Consider the following 14,133-nt stretch of genomic DNA (forward strand, 5'->3'; position numbering starts at 1 on the left):
TCTGCCTGGCTGTCGATCCGATCGGCCGGCTCAGGATCTCGCGGTCGGCCACTGGGTCCGCGGGGTTCGGTCCGCAGGGCTCGGCGCACGCACCTGGTCCGTGCCCCACCCCGACCCGGACCCCGAACCGCGCCCCCGCCGCGCACACCGCCCCGCGGCGCGGATCCGCGACTCGTCCGGTCGCGTCGCGCGTCGCGGCGCCTGTCACGCCGCCTGTTCGCCCGCCTGTAGTTTCCAGAGGGAGGCGTAGAGGCCGCCGCGGGCGAGGAGTTCGGTGTGGTTGCCCTGTTCGGCGACGAGGCCGCCCTTGTCGAGGACGTGGATCCAGTCGGCGTTGCGGATGGTGGACAGACGGTGGGCGATGACGACGAGGGTGCGGTTCTCGGCGAAGGTGCGCAGGGTGCGCTGGATGGCCGCCTCGGTCTCGTTGTCCACCGCGGAGGTGGCCTCGTCGAGGACGACGAGCGGCGGGTCCTTGAGGATGGCGCGGGCGAGGGCGAGGCGTTGGCGCTGCCCGCCGGACAGCGCCGCGCCGCGTTCCCCGATCAGGGTGTCGTAGCCGTCGGGCAGGGCTTCGATGAAGGGGTGCGCCTCGGCCATGCGGGCGGCGCGCTCCAGGTGTTCCGGGGGCGCGTCGAAGCTGCCGTAGCGGATGTTGTCGGCGATGGTGCCGTCGAAGAGGAACGGGTCCTGGGCGACGAAGCCGACCGCGCCGCGCAGCCCCTGCCGGGAGAGGTCGCGTACGTCGCGGCCGTCGAGCAGGATCTGCCCGGAGTCGGTGTCCTGGAAGCGCATGAGGAGTTTGGCGATGGTGGTCTTGCCGGAGCCGGTGGGGCCGACGATGCCGGTGACGCGGCCGGGAGCGATCCGCAGGGAGAGCCGGTTGAGGACGGGTGGGCGGCCGGGGTAGGCGAAGGTGACGCGGTCGAGGGTGACCGCTCCCCTGACCTCCGCCGGGTCCACGGGCTGTGCGTGCCCCACGGGTTCGGTGGGCAGGGCGTGCAGTCGGCGGACGCGGTCGTGGGCGGAGAGGGTGCGCTGGTACTGGTCGACGATCGTGCCGAGCCGGGTGAGCCGCAGCAGGACCTGCTGGGGCAGTCCGATGAGTGGGCTGAACACCTCGAAGGGGATGCTGCCGTCGAGGACCGAAAGACCGCCGAGGAGCAGGGTGGCGGTCATCGAGGCGGTGGTGACGGCGCGGATCGTCTCGGCGTGGCGGACGGTCGAGCGGTCGGTGCGTCCGTTGCTCTTGCGGCACACCTCGCCGAGGTCGGCGACGCGCCGCGCCTCGTACTCCTCGGTGCAGAAGCTCTTGACGGTGGCGCCGGCCTCCAGGCTGTTGACCAACTGGCTGTGCAGTCGGGCTCGTTGCTCGCCGGCTTCGGCGTAGTCGGCGGCGACGCGGTCCCGTTGGTGGAAGGACAGCCAGGCGACGATCGGCATCGGCAGGAAGGCGATCCAGGCGATGCCGGGCGCGAGGAGGAGGAAGGCGGGGACCAGAACCAGGAAGCTGGTGGCGAGTTGGACCACGTCGTTGGCGGATGTGGCGAAGAACGCGCCGAGTTGGCCGACGTCCTCGGTCAGGACGCCCGCGACCCGGGTGGTGCGCTCGCCTTCGAGATGGCGCAGTTCGAGCTGCTGCACCTGGGTGTAGGTGGCGTTGAGCCAGTCGTGCTGTACGGCCTGGCCGAGCTCCCGCCACGCGACGTTCGCCGCGTACGACAGTCCGGCGACGGCGGCGCAGGACACGGCCGCCGCTGCCGCGAGGAACCACAACTGGGCGGAGGCGCCGGTCAGTCCGAGGGCGAGGAGCGGTGCGGCCTCGCCCTTGATGAGGACGAGTGCGACCCAGCCGAGGAAGAGGCCGAGCGACACCTCGGCGAGCTGGCACAGGGCGGAGAGCCCGGAGGCGAGGACGAGCCGGGGTCTGTGCGGTCCGACGAGGTCGAGGAGGGACCGCAGGCCCGAGGTGCCGGGGGGCGGGGCGGTCGTGCCGGTGGAGGGGGACGTCTCGTCGGCGGTCGGTTCGTGGGTGGCCGGCTCGGCGACGGTGCGTACGGCCCGGCGGACGACGACGGCCGTGGCGGTGACGACGGCGCCGAGCACGACGAGGGGCCTGCGCAGGAGCTTGCCGGGGCCGAGGGCGAGCGCGGCGAGGGCGGCGCCGCCGGTGAGCTGGAGGGCCGCGGGAACCGGACTGTTTTCGCTCTCCTCCGCCGGCTCGGATTCAGCGGCCGTACGGGGTGGCGCACAGCGCATGACGGCGGCCAGGGAATTCCTGATGATTTCGCCGATCTGAGGGGTTCCCAGGCGTGCGTCGTGGAGGACGAGCACGCCTCCGGTGACTTCGCTGACTCTTGCCGATTTGATGCCCGGAACCTTTTCAAGAACATCCGCGAAGACTTCTGCGAGATGTTTCCTGCCCGCCATTTCGGGAATCTTCCAGCGCTGCCGCCCGGGAACGGCGGAGCACATTCTCACCAGCGATGTCATTTCAGCAGATCCCCGAGATGTTTCCGTGCAGGGTGCGGTGCGTGGGTGGTCAGTTCGCCTTGCCCGTGGCGACGGCGGGGGTGCGCCCCTTGGGGGCCGTCTTGGGTTGGCCGTCGGACGCGGCGGGCTTCGCGCCGTCGGTCGCCGACGCGGGCTCGGCGTTCCCGCCACCGCTCGCCATCTGGGCCGCGACGACTTCGGCGGTGACTTCCGCGGCGAGATCCTGAAGCCCCTCGCCCGCCTCGTGGGCGGCGCGTTTCACTTCCAGGACCAGGCTCACCGAGGTCTTCACCAGACCTCGCATCAGCGGTTTGACGACCCTTTTGGCGAGGGGGGCTGCGATGAGGCCGATGAGGAACGGGGGAACTACGGGAGGCATGACGCGTACCCCTTCTTTTTTCATGTGCGAACGCGAGTCAGACTAACCGAGCAAAGGGGGCCGAAACCAAGCCGAGACCTGGCCCGTCACCCATAAGGGTAAGCACCCCGGGGAAAAACGGCGGGTTCCGGCCAGCGTGGCCGGTCCGGGGTGGGAGTCGGGCCGGACACGGACCATTTGCATGCTGCACGCTCCGTGTAATTCATGGGGAAAGAACCGTCGGCCGACACGATCCGCTCCCGTCCGGGCCTGTCGAAACCATTGACGAGGACATGCAAGCCCCTTATGTTCTGGCCGAAGTTACGAACTACGTTCGAAATTACGGACAAGGGACGGTCTCGTATGCCTCGGATGTCTCGGGAGCACCTGCCCGCACGCCGCAGACCCCTGCTCGTCTGTGTGCTCGCCCTGCTGGTCGCCCTGGTGGCGGCCACGCAGCCGGTGTCCGCGGCGGACGGCCGCCCGTACACCAACCCGCTGAAATCGGCCAAGGGCGCCGACCCCTGGCTGGAGTACTACGACGGCAACTACTACCTGATCACCACGACGTTCACGGGCGTCCTCGGCATCCGCAAGTCGCCGACCCTGGCGGGCCTCGCCACCGCGCCCAGCGTGCAGGTGTGGTCGGACACCACCTCGACCCGCAACAACAACATCTGGGCACCGGAGATCCACCAGTTCAACGGGCACTGGTACCTGTACTACTCGGCCGCCCCGGCGGGTGTCGCCTGCTGCGACTCCCAGCGCACCCATGTCCTGGAGAGCGCCGGCACCGACCCGCTGGGCCCGTACACCTACAAGGGCTCGCTCACCGGCTCCAACCTCGATCCGGGCGGCTGGCTGATCGACGCGAGCGTGGTGCAGGCGAACGGCAGGCTGTATCTCGTCGGCAGCGGCTCCGTGAACGGCAGCAGGCAGAGCCTGGTCATCGCGCCGATGAGCAACCCGTACACCCTGTCCAGCAGCACCTTCACGGTCATCTCCAGCCCCACCCTGAGCTGGGAGACCTCGGGCGCGCCGGTCAACGAGGGCCCCGAGCCGCTGTACCACGACGGCCGTACGTTCCTCACCTTCTCCGCGAGCTACTGCCAGACCGCCGACTACAAACTCGGCCTGCTCGAACTGACCGGCTCCGATCCGCTCAGCGCGGCCTCCTGGACGAAGACGCAGACCCCCGTCTTCCAGCGCAGTGACGCGAACGGCGTCTACGGGCCCGGTCACAACGGCTTCTTCAGCTCGCCCGACGGAACCGAGAACTGGATCGTCTACCACGCCAACTCCTCCTCCGGCGGGGGCTGCGGCAACGGCCGTACGACGCGGGCACAGAAGTTCACCTGGAACGCCGACGGCACCCCGAACTTCGGCACCCCGGTGGCGCTCGGCACGACACTCCCCGGGCCCTCCGGGGAGACTGCGGCGACCCCGACGTCGTACACGCTCGTGAACCGCAACAGTGGCAAGTGCCTTGACCTGGAGGGGAGTTCCAGCGCCAACGGTACGAACGTCCTGCAGTGGACCTGCACCGGCGGGGCCAACCAGAAGTGGAAGGTGGAGGACCTCGGCGACGACACCAGCCGGCTGGTGAACGTGGCCACCGGCGGGGTGCTGGACACCGCCGACTGTTCCACCGCCGACGGCGCCGACCTGCGCCAGTGGTCCTGGCTCAACAACAAGTGCCAGCGTTTCCGGCTGGTCTTCACCAGCGCCGGCGACTACGTCCGGCTGGTGAACGAGAACAGCGGCAAGGTCGCCGACGTCGCGGACTGCGGAACGGCGAACGGCACCGACGTACGGCAGTGGACCTGGCTGAACAACAACTGCCAGCAGTGGCGCCTCGTGCCCACCACCTGACCCCGTCAACTCCCCCCTTTTTTGGAGAACCCCCTTGAGACGCAACGCCGTTCGGCTGCTGCTGGCCGTCCTCGTCGCCCTCGCGGCCGTCCTCACCGGCGTCGGCGCCCCCGCGCAGGCGGCCGTGCCGGACTCCCCCGCCGTGACGTACACCAACCCGATCGCCGCGCAGCGCGCCGACCCGCACATCTTCAAACACACCGACGGCTACTACTACTTCACCGCCACGGTCCCCGAGTACGACCGCATCGTGCTGCGCCGGGCGACGACCATCCAGGGCCTGTCGACGGCCCAGGAGGTCACCATCTGGACCAAGCACACCAGCGGGATCATGGGCGCGCACATCTGGGCGCCGGAGATCCACTTCATCGACGGCAAGTGGTACGTGTACTTCGCGGCCGGGTCGACGTCGGACGTGTGGGCCATCCGGATGTACGTCCTCGAAGGCACCGGTGCCAACCCGCTGACCGCGACCTGGACCGAGAAGGGCCAGATCACGACCACCTGGGAGAGCTTCTCGCTGGACGCCACCACCTTCGTGGTGAACGGTGTCCGTTATCTCGCCTGGGCGCAGCGCAACCCGTCCGAGGACAACAACACCAGCCTGTTCATCGCGAAGATGGCCAATCCCTGGACGGTCTCCGGCACTCCGGCGGAGATCTCGCAGCCGACGCTCTCCTGGGAGACCGTCGGTTACAAGGTCAACGAGGGCCCGGCGCTGATCCAGCACGGCGACAAGGTCTTCCTGACCTACTCGGCGAGCGCGACCGACGCCAACTACTGCATGGGGATGCTGACCGCGTCCGCGACGGCCGACCTCACCGACCCGGCGTCCTGGTCGAAGGGTTCGTCGCCGGTCTTCCAGTCGAGTGCGGCGACCTCGCAGTACGGTCCCGGCCACAACTCGTTCACCGTCTCCGAGGACGGCAAGTCCGACATCCTCGTCTACCACGACCGCAGCTACAAGGACATCACCGGTGACCCGCTGAACGACCCCAACCGGCGCACCCGGGTGCAGAAGGTGTACTGGAAGGCCGACGGCACGCCCGACTTCGGCATCCCGGTGGCCGACGGGGTCACCCCGCAGCGGTTCTCCTCCTACAACTACCCGGACCGTTTCGTACGCCACTGGGAGTACCGCGCCAGGATCGAGGCGAACGTCAGCCCGCTGGCCGACTCGCAGTTCCGGGCGGTCACCGGTCTGACGGGCACCGGCACGGTGTCCCTGGAGTCGGCGAACTTCCCCGGCTACTACCTGCGGCACAAGAACTTCGAGGTCTGGCTGGAGAAGAACGACGGCACGTCGACGTTCGCCTCCGACGCCAGCTTCTACCGGCGCGCCGGACTCGCCGACTCGGCGGGCGTCTCGTACGAGTCGTACAACTACGCGGGCCGCTACGTCCGGCACTACAACTACCTGCTGTACGTGCAGACTCCGAGCACGACCACGGACAAGGGAGACGCCACTTTCTACGCCCAGTAGGGGCGTGAGGGACGCACATCGACGAGGCTATACATAGAGTGTATACGCTCTATGTATAGTCTCGACATGCGTTTTCTGACCAGGAAGATGAAGAACACGGGGGCCTGGTTGCGTCCCGTCGCCATGTCGGCGGCGGCCGCCTCACTGGCAGCGGCCCTGACCGGCTGCGGCGGTCTCGACACCACCGCCCCGAGCGCCGCCCGGGCCCGTCCCGCGGCCACCACCCAGGCCGCCGCCCGCTTCGGCACCGTCGACTGCCGCGAGGTGAAGTGCATCGCGCTCACCTTCGACGCGGGGCCCAGCGAGAACTCCGCCCGTCTGCTGGACATCCTCAAGGAGAAACAGGTCCCGGCGACCTTCTTCCTGCTGGGGAAACGGCACATCGAGAAGTACCCGGAACTCGTCAGACGCATGGCCGACGAGGGCCACGAGGTGGCCAGCCACACCTGGGACCACAGGATCCTCACCCGTATCCGGCCGGACGAGATACGTGAGGAACTCAAGCGCCCCAACGACGAGATAGAGCGCCTCACCGGGCGGGCGCCCACCCTGATGCGCCCGCCGCAGGGCCGCACGAACGACACCGTGCACAAGATCTCCCGCGAGCTGGGCCTCGCGGAGGTGCTGTGGACGGTGACCGCCAAGGACTACACGACGACCGACCCCGCGCTGATCACCCGGCGCGTCCTCGCCCAGGCCGGCCGGGACGGCATCATCCTGCTGCACGACATCTACGACGGGACCGTGCCGGCCGTGCCCGGGATCATCGACGCGCTGAAGGAACGCGGGTTCGTGTTCGTGACCGTGCCGCAGCTGCTGGCGCCCGGGACGGCGGAACCGGGCAGGGTCTACCGCTGACGGTCCACCGCGGGCTCACCAGGTCAGGTGCAGCTCGGCCGGCGCGCGGTGGATCAACGTGGGCCGCATCCGGACGGGTTGGCCCTCGGCGAGCCGCAGTTTCGGCAGACGGCTCGTCAGCTCCCGCAGGGTGATGCGGAGTTGTTCGCGGGCCAGCTGGGCGCCGGGGCAGGCGTGCGGGCCGAGGCCGAAGGCGAGGTGGCGGGCGGGCGGACGGGTGATGTCGAACTCGTCCGGGCGCGGATGCCGTGAGCCGTCCCGGCCCGCCGCGCCGAAGCCGACGAACAGCGAGGCACCGGCGGGGAGTTCGGTACCGGCGAGGGTCACAGGGCGGGTGGTGACCCGGCGGAAGCCCTGGAGCGCGGTGTCGTGACGGGCGGCCTCCTCGACCGCCGCCGGGATCCGGTCCTCGGGCTCCGCGCACAGCAGCTCCCACTGCTGCGGGTGGCGCAGCAGGTGCAGGACGGTGGTGCCGATCAGCGCGGTGGTGGTCAGGTGCCCGGCGAGCAGCAGGTTCTGGAGGGCCGAGACGGCCTCGTGCCGTTCCTCCAGGGTGAGTTCGCCGGGCGTGGCGGCCACCGAGGCGACGATCTCCGTGCAGAGGTCCTCGCGCGGGTCGGCATGGCGTTCCCGGGCGTACCGGTCGAGGATGTGCTGCGCGGCGACGACGTCCTCGGCGGCGGCGATCTGCTCGTCCTCCGGCAGCGGCCGGAACAGCAGTTCCTCGGCGCGGTGTCCGCCGTGCACGACCGCCGGCACGTCGGCGGGGTCGAGGCCGACGATCCGCCCGACGACCTCGCCGGGGAGCTTCCCGGCGTACGCCGCCATCAGCTCCACATGCCCGGCGCCGGCGAACTCCTCGACGAGGGCGGCGGCACGCTCGGCGGCGTAGGGCAGGACGGCGGCGACGCGGGCCGGGGAGAGGCCGCGCACGATCGGCGCGCGCAGCCGCTGGTGCGCCTCTCCGTCGGAGCCGACGACCACCGGGCGCCCGCCGAAGCCGCCGCCGAGGACGGCGAACGCGGCGGGCGAGGGCAGGACGTCGGGCCTGAGCGCCCCCGCGGAGGAGAAGTCCACGGGCCTGCGCAGTACTTCGCGGACGTCGGCGTCGCGGGCCACCAGCCAGGCGTCGAGTTCGGGGACGTGCAGGAGCCCGTCGGCGCGCTGCGCCCGGGCGTAGAGCGGATACGGATCCCGCTGCAACTGGTCGAGTCTGCCTAGCCCTTCGCCGTCCACGGGGCGTCCTTCCGGCCGGTGGTGGGAGTCCGCGTTCATGCTGCCGTACGGGCGTACGGGTGGGTAGGGGACATACGGGACTGGGCCAAGCGTGTGACCCGTCGGGGAACGCGCCGCCGGGGGCCTCCGACTCCCTACGATCACTGCGTGGTCATCTTCCAGCTCGAACGCACGGCGCCCCTGTCCCCCGACGAGGCGTGGCGCCGGCTCACCGAGTGGCGCCGGCACGGTGACGTGGTCCCGCTGACCCGCGTCATCGTGGTCACTCCCCCGCCGTACGGAGCGGGCGCGGTGGTCGTGGCCCGTACGGGCCTCGGTCCGTTCGCCTTCGAGGACCGGATGGAGGTCACCGTGTGGCAGCCGCCGGCCGAGGACGAGCCCGGTCTGTGCCGGCTGGAGAAGCTCGGCCGGGCGGTGCGCGGCTGGGCCGAGATCGAGGTCCGTCACGGCCCCGGCGGCCGGGCCAGGGTGGTCTGGCGGGAGGAACTGCGCTTCCGGTTCGTCCCCTCCTTCCTCGACCCGCTCGTCGGGTCCACGGCCCGCCGGGTCTTCGGCCGCGCGGTGAACCGTCTGCTGCGGCGGGCGTGAGAAGGCACTCCAGAGGTACTCCAGAGGTACGCGCTCAGGTAGGCGGTCAGGTGGGCGGTCAGAAGTACGCGGTCAGAGGTACGCGGTTCAGGCCACCGATCCGATGCTCAGCTGCGGTGCCGATGTCGTGTCGTGGTGGATCGGGGTGTGGGCGCCGGTGAGGGGGACACCGGTGCCGCCGCGCCGGTCGGCGACGATCTCCGCGGCGATGGCCAGGGCGGTCTCCTCGGGGGTACGGGCGCCGAGGTCGAGGCCGATGGGTGACCGCAGGCGCGCCAACTCCAGTTCGGTGACGCCGACTTCGCGCAGTCGCTCGTTGCGGTCCAGGTGCGTCCGGCGGGAGCCCATGGCGCCGACGTAGGCGACGGGCAGGCGCAGCGCCAGCCGGAGCAGGGGTACGTCGAACTTGGCGTCGTGGGTGAGGACGCACAGGACGGTGCGGCCGTCGACCTCGGTGCGCTCCAGGTACCGGTGCGGCCAGTCGACGACGATCTCGTCGGCCTCCGGGAAGCGCGCCCGCGTCGCGAACACCGGGCGGGCGTCGCACACGGTCACGTGGTAGCCCAGGAACCTGCCGACCCGGACCAGCGCCGACGCGAAGTCGATCGCGCCGAAGACGATCATCCGGGGCGGCGGGACGGACGACTCGACGAGGACGGCCAGCGGGGTTCCGCAGCGGGAGCCCTGGGCGCCGATCTCCAGGACGCCGGTACGGCCCGCGTCGAGCAGCGCGCGGGCCTCGGCGGCGACCGTGCGGTCCAGTTCGGGATGCGCACCGAAGCCACCGCCGTAGCCGCCGTCGTCGTAGCCGCCGCCGTAGCCGCCGTCGTAGGTGCCGTCCCAGGTGCCGTCGGGGTGGACGAGCAGTGCGCGGCCGACGAGTTCGGCCGGGCCGGTGACGATCCGGGCCAGGGCCGCCGCCCCGCCGCTGGTGGCGGTGGCGAGCGCGGCCTCGACCAGCGGGCGGACGGGGTCGCGGGACCGTACCGGTGTGACGAGGATGTCGATGATCCCGCCGCAGCTGAGGCCGACGGCGAAGGCGTCGTCGTCGCTGTAGCCGAAGCGTTCGAGCACCGACTCCCCGTCGGACAGCGCCTGTTGGCACAGTTCGTAGACCGCGCCCTCCACACAGCCGCCGGAGACCGAGCCGATCGCGGTGCCGTCGGCGGCCACCGCGAGGGCGGCGCCCGGCTGCCGGGGCGCGCTGCCGCCGACGGCCACCACGGTGGCGACGGCGAAGTCGCGGCCCTGCTCCACCCACCGGCCCAGTTCCTCGGCGATGTCCAGCATGTCTCGGTCTCCTAGACGGTCGGGAGCGGGTCGGTGCACGCCCAGCCGGTTCTTCTCACAGGGATGGAGGGCGAAACAGCCCGGAAGGATGCCTCAGAGACTCGTGCCCGTGAGGTGTTCCGGACGCACCGGCGTCCTGTTCAGCTCCAGTCCGGTCGCGTCGCGGATCGCCGCGAGGACGGCGGGAGTCGACGACAGGGTGGGGGCCTCACCGATGCCGCGCAGCCCGTACGGGGCGTGGTCGTCGGCGAGTTCGAGCATGTCGACGGGGATGGTCGGCGTGTCGAGGATGGTGGGGATGAGGTAGTCCGTGAAGGAGGGGTTGCGCACCTTCGCGGTCTTCGGGTCGACGACGATCTCCTCCATGACGGCCACGCCCAGTCCCTGGGTGGTGCCGCCCTGGATCTGGCCGAGGACGGACAGCGGGTTGAGTGCCTTGCCGACGTCCTGGGCGCAGGCCAGCTCGATCACCTTCACCAGGCCGAGCTCGGTGTCGACCTCGACGACGGCGCGGTGCGCGGCGAAGGAGTACTGGACGTGTCCGTTGCCCTGTCCGGTGCGCAGGTCGAAGGGCTCGGTCGGCCGGTGCCGCCACTCCGCCTCGACCTCCACCGTCTCCTCGCCGAGCACGTCGACCAGATGGGCGAGGACCTCACCGCCGTCGGTGACGACCTTGCCGCCCTCCAGCAGCAGTTCGGCGGTGGCCCAGGCGGGGTGGTACGAGCCGAACCTGCGGCGCCCGATCTCCAGGACCTTCTCCCGGACCAGTTCGCAGGAGTTCTTCACGGCGCCGCCGGTGACGTACGTCTGCCGGGAGGCCGAGGTGGAGCCGGCGCTGCCGACCCTGGTGTCCGCCGGGTGGATGGTGACCTGGGTGACGCCGAGTTCGGTGCGGGCGATCTGCGCGTGGACGGTGACCCCGCCCTGGCCGACCTCCGCCATCGCCGTGTGCACGGTCGCGACCGGCTCGCCGGCGATCACCTCCATGCGGACGCGCGCCGTCGAGTAGTCGTCGAAGCCCTCGGAGAAGCCGACGTTCTTGATGCCGACCGCGTAACCGATGCCGCGTACGACGCCCTCGCCGTGGCTGGTGTTGGACAGACCGCCGGGCAGCTGCCGTACGTCGGCGCCCTCGCTGCTCTCCCACTGGCGCTCCGGCGGCAGCGGCATCGCCTTGACGCGGCGCAGGAGTTCGGCGACCGGCGCCGGGGAGTCGACGGGCTGGCCCGTCGGCAGCAGGGTGCCCTGTTCCATCGCGTTGAGCCGCCGGAACTCCACCGGGTCCAGGCCGAGTTCCTTCGCCACCTTGTCCATCTGCGCCTCGTAGGCGAAGCACGCCTGGACCGCGCCGAAGCCGCGCATCGCGCCGCAGGGCGGGTTGTTGGTGTAGAGGGCGATGCCCTCGATGTCGACGTCGTCGACGACGTACGGGCCGATGCCGAGCGAGGCGGCGTTTCCGACGACGGCCGCGGAGGTGGAGGCGTACGCGCCGCCGTCGAGCACGATCCGGCACTTCACATGGGTGAGTTTGCCGTCGCGGGTCGCGCCGTGCTCGTAGAAGAGCTTGGCGGGGTGGCGGTGGACGTGCCCGAAGAAGGACTCGAACCGGTTGTAGACGATTTTGACGGGTTTGCCGGTGCGCAGGGCCAGCAGACAGGCGTGGATCTGCATCGACAGGTCCTCGCGACCGCCGAACGCGCCGCCGACGCCGGCCAGCGTCATCCGCACCTTGCTCTCGGGCAGGCCGAGGACGGGCGCCATCTGGCGCAGGTCGGCGTGGAGCCACTGGGTGGCGATGTAGAGGTGGACGCCGCCGTCCTCCTCCGGCACGGCGAGACCGGACTCGGGGCCGAGGAACGCCTGGTCCTGCATGCCGAAGGTGTACTCGCCCCGGACGATCACGTCGGCCCGCCCGGCTGCCCCGGCCGCGTCGCCGCGGACGACGGGCTGGCGGTGGACGATGTTCGGGTGCGGGACGTGGCCGCTGTGGCGGTCGGTGCGGTGCTCGTGGAGCAGGATCGCGTCCGGGGCGGTCGCGGAGGCCTCGTCGGTGATCACGGGCAGTTCGCGGTAGTCGACCTTGATCTTCGCGGCGGCACGGCGGGCGGTCTCGGGGTGGTCGGCGGCGACGATCGCGACCGGCTCCCCGTGGTGGCGCACCCTGCCGTGGGCGAGAACGGGGGTGTCCTGGATCTCCAGTCCGTAGTGGCGTACGTCGGTCGGCAGGTCGTCGTAGGTCATGACGGCGTACACGCCGGGGGTGGCGAGGGCCTCGGAGGTGTCGATGGAGACGATCTCGGCGTGCGCGACCGGGGAGCGCAGGATCTGACCCCAGAGCATGTCCTCGTGCCACATGTCGGACGAGTACGCGAACTCGCCGGTGACCTTCAGGGTGCCGTCCGGGCGGAGGGTGGACTCACCGATGCCGCCCTTCGTCCGCGACCCCTGGGTGATCTTGGTGGGAACGCCGTTGGTCGGCATGGGGTCAGACCGCCTCTCCCTGCCGGGCGGCCGCCAGGCGTACCGCGTCCATGATCTTCTCGTAGCCGGTGCAGCGGCACAGGTTGCCCGAGAGTGCCTCGCGGATGTCCGCGTCGGTGGGGGTGGGGTTGCGCTCCAGCATCTCGTCGGCGGCGACCAGCAGGCCGGGCGTGCAGAAGCCGCACTGCACGGCGCCGGCGTCGATGAACGCCTGCTGGATCGGGGAGAGTTCCGGGGTGTCGTGGGAGTCTCCGCGGGACCGCTGGCGCGCGTACTCCGCGAGGCCCTCGACCGTGACGACCTCCCGGCCCTCGGCCTGGCCGGCCGCGACCAGACACGCGCACACCGGCACGCCGTCGAGGCGGACCGTGCAGGAGCCGCACTCGCCCTGTTCGCAGGCGTTCTTGGAGCCGGGCAGGCCCAGCCGCTCGCGCAGGACGTAGAGCAGGCTCTCGCCCTCCCAGACGTCGTCGGCCTCCTGCGGGCGTCCGTTGACGGTGAAGTTGACGCGCATCACGCAGCTCCCTCGGTGATACGGCGACTGCCGCGGTACGACTCCCAGGTCCAGGTCAGGGTGCGGCGGGCCATGACACCGACCGCGTGGCGGCGGTAGCTCGCGGTGCCCCGGACGTCGTCGATGGGGTTGCAGGCGGCGGCGCACAGGTCCGCGAACTGTTTGGCGACCGACGGGGTGATGATCTTTCCGTTGTCCCAGAAGCCGCCGTCCTCGAGCGCCGCGTTCAGGAACTCCTCGGCGGTCCTCGCCCGGACGGGGGTGGGCGCGGCCGAGCCGATGCCGGTGCGGACGGTCCGGGTCGCGGGGTGCAGGGCGAGGCCGAAGGCGCAGACGGCGATGACCATGGCGTTGCGGGTGCCGACCTTGGAGAACTGCTGGGGGCCGTCGGCCTTCTTGATGTGCACGGCGCGGATCAGCTCGTCGGGGGCGAGCGCGTTGCGTTTCACACCGGTGTAGAAGTCGTCGATCGGGATGAGCCGGGTGCCGCGTACGGACTGGGCCTCGACCTCGGCGCCGGCCGCGAGGAGGGCGGGGTGGGCGTCGCCCGCCGGGGAGGCGGTGCCGAGGTTTCCGCCGACGCCGCCGCGGTTGCGGATCTGCGGGGAGGCCACCGTGTGCGAGGCGAGGGCCAGGCCCGGGAGCTCGGCGCGCAGGTTCTCCATGATCCCCGTGTAGGGCACCGAGGCGCCGAGCCGCACGCTGTCCTCGCCGACCTCCCACTCGTACAGGTCGCCGATCCGGGTGAGGTCGAGGAGGTACTCGGGTCGCCGGTGGTCGAAGTTGATCTCGACCATCACGTCGGTGCCGCCCGCGATCGGCACAGCGGCGGGGTGCTCGGCCTTAGCGGCGAGCGCCTCCTCCCAGCTGGCGGGGCGAAGGAAGTCCATGACCGGCTCTCTTCTTCGACATCGGGGGTGTTCGGTTCGAGCCAGAATCCGGTGCGGCGGCATCGGCTCG

11 protein-coding genes are annotated in these 14,133 nt (G+C 70.8%); 4 read left to right on the top strand and 7 right to left on the bottom strand.

Annotated features, from left to right (window positions below):
* Positions 1-204: 204 nt before the first annotated feature.
* Together ACFPIH_RS01085 and ACFPIH_RS01090 are read right to left on the bottom strand one after the other, a co-directional pair.
* Positions 205-2,493 (bottom strand): ABC transporter ATP-binding protein/permease, encoded by a 2,289-nt coding sequence (locus tag ACFPIH_RS01085; RefSeq protein WP_381166236.1) that lies wholly within the window; start codon positions 2,491-2,493, stop codon positions 205-207.
* Positions 2,494-2,542: 49 nt separating this feature from the next.
* Entirely contained in the window at positions 2,543-2,872 is a 330-nt protein-coding gene (locus ACFPIH_RS01090) for a DUF5132 domain-containing protein (protein ID WP_381166238.1), read from the bottom strand.
* Between the two features lie 342 nt (positions 2,873-3,214).
* On the opposite strand from ACFPIH_RS01090, the gene ACFPIH_RS01095 reads away from it, so the two are divergent.
* From ACFPIH_RS01095 to ACFPIH_RS01105, 3 genes are all read left to right on the top strand, one after another.
* The gene (locus tag ACFPIH_RS01095) at positions 3,215-4,723 is read left to right on the top strand and encodes a family 43 glycosylhydrolase (protein ID WP_385875989.1); all 1,509 of its coding nucleotides are present in this window, start codon (positions 3,215-3,217) and stop codon (positions 4,721-4,723) included.
* A 34-nt stretch (positions 4,724-4,757) separates the two neighbouring features.
* On the top strand, positions 4,758-6,206 hold the full coding sequence (locus tag ACFPIH_RS01100; protein WP_381166242.1) for a family 43 glycosylhydrolase: 1,449 nt from the start codon (positions 4,758-4,760) through the stop codon (positions 6,204-6,206).
* 66 nt (positions 6,207-6,272) lie between these two features.
* Positions 6,273-7,064, top strand: coding sequence for a polysaccharide deacetylase family protein (locus ACFPIH_RS01105; RefSeq protein ID WP_381166244.1), 792 nt, complete (start codon positions 6,273-6,275; stop codon positions 7,062-7,064).
* A gap of 15 nt (positions 7,065-7,079) precedes the next feature.
* Here the strand turns inward: ACFPIH_RS01105 and ACFPIH_RS01110 are convergent, their stop codons facing one another.
* On the bottom strand, positions 7,080-8,300 hold the full coding sequence (locus tag ACFPIH_RS01110) for a cytochrome P450 (protein ID WP_381166246.1): 1,221 nt from the start codon (positions 8,298-8,300) through the stop codon (positions 7,080-7,082).
* 147 nt (positions 8,301-8,447) lie between these two features.
* Here ACFPIH_RS01110 and ACFPIH_RS01115 point away from each other — a divergent pair, with 147 nt between their 5' ends.
* A complete protein-coding gene (locus tag ACFPIH_RS01115; protein ID WP_381166248.1) occupies positions 8,448-8,888 on the top strand; it encodes an SRPBCC family protein in 441 nt (146 codons plus the stop codon).
* Between the two features lie 87 nt (positions 8,889-8,975).
* Here ACFPIH_RS01115 and ACFPIH_RS01120 read toward each other — a convergent pair whose 3' ends face one another.
* The 4 genes from ACFPIH_RS01120 to ACFPIH_RS01135 form a co-directional block, all read right to left on the bottom strand.
* Positions 8,976-10,178 carry an XdhC family protein gene (locus ACFPIH_RS01120; protein WP_381166250.1) on the bottom strand — a complete coding sequence of 401 codons (1,203 nt, stop codon included), beginning with the start codon at positions 10,176-10,178 and terminating at the stop codon, positions 8,976-8,978.
* Between the two features lie 93 nt (positions 10,179-10,271).
* On the bottom strand, positions 10,272-12,659 hold the full coding sequence (locus ACFPIH_RS01125; protein ID WP_381166252.1) for a xanthine dehydrogenase family protein molybdopterin-binding subunit: 2,388 nt from the start codon (positions 12,657-12,659) through the stop codon (positions 10,272-10,274).
* A 4-nt stretch (positions 12,660-12,663) separates the two neighbouring features.
* On the bottom strand, positions 12,664-13,173 hold the full coding sequence (locus ACFPIH_RS01130) for a (2Fe-2S)-binding protein (RefSeq protein WP_381166254.1): 510 nt from the start codon (positions 13,171-13,173) through the stop codon (positions 12,664-12,666).
* Positions 13,173-14,063: an FAD binding domain-containing protein gene (locus tag ACFPIH_RS01135; protein WP_381166256.1), complete on the bottom strand. Its 891-nt coding sequence runs from the start codon at positions 14,061-14,063 to the stop codon at positions 13,173-13,175. The genes ACFPIH_RS01130 and ACFPIH_RS01135 overlap by 1 nt, the downstream gene beginning before the upstream one ends.
* Positions 14,064-14,133: the final 70 nt, after the last annotated feature.

Origin of the sequence: Streptomyces vulcanius (assembly GCF_042653945.1) — a bacterium.
In the GTDB taxonomy this organism is placed as follows: Bacteria; Actinomycetota; Actinomycetes; order Streptomycetales; family Streptomycetaceae; genus Streptomyces; species Streptomyces mangrovi.

Bases quoted from the DNA above. Each gene is read 5' to 3' on its own strand.
- ACFPIH_RS01085 (WP_381166236.1), bottom strand. From the start codon at position 2,493: ATGACATCGCTGGTGAGAATGTGCTCCGCCGTTCCCGGGCGGCAGCGC.
- ACFPIH_RS01090 (WP_381166238.1), bottom strand. From the start codon at position 2,872: ATGCCTCCCGTAGTTCCCCCGTTCCTCATCGGCCTCATCGCAGCCCCC.
- ACFPIH_RS01095 (WP_385875989.1), top strand. From the start codon at position 3,215: ATGCCTCGGATGTCTCGGGAGCACCTGCCCGCACGCCGCAGACCCCTG.
- ACFPIH_RS01105 (WP_381166244.1), top strand. From the start codon at position 6,273: ATGCGTTTTCTGACCAGGAAGATGAAGAACACGGGGGCCTGGTTGCGT.
- ACFPIH_RS01120 (WP_381166250.1), bottom strand. From the start codon at position 10,178: ATGCTGGACATCGCCGAGGAACTGGGCCGGTGGGTGGAGCAGGGCCGC.
- ACFPIH_RS01125 (WP_381166252.1), bottom strand. From the start codon at position 12,659: ATGCCGACCAACGGCGTTCCCACCAAGATCACCCAGGGGTCGCGGACG.
- ACFPIH_RS01130 (WP_381166254.1), bottom strand. From the start codon at position 13,173: ATGCGCGTCAACTTCACCGTCAACGGACGCCCGCAGGAGGCCGACGAC.
- ACFPIH_RS01135 (WP_381166256.1), bottom strand. From the start codon at position 14,063: ATGGACTTCCTTCGCCCCGCCAGCTGGGAGGAGGCGCTCGCCGCTAAG.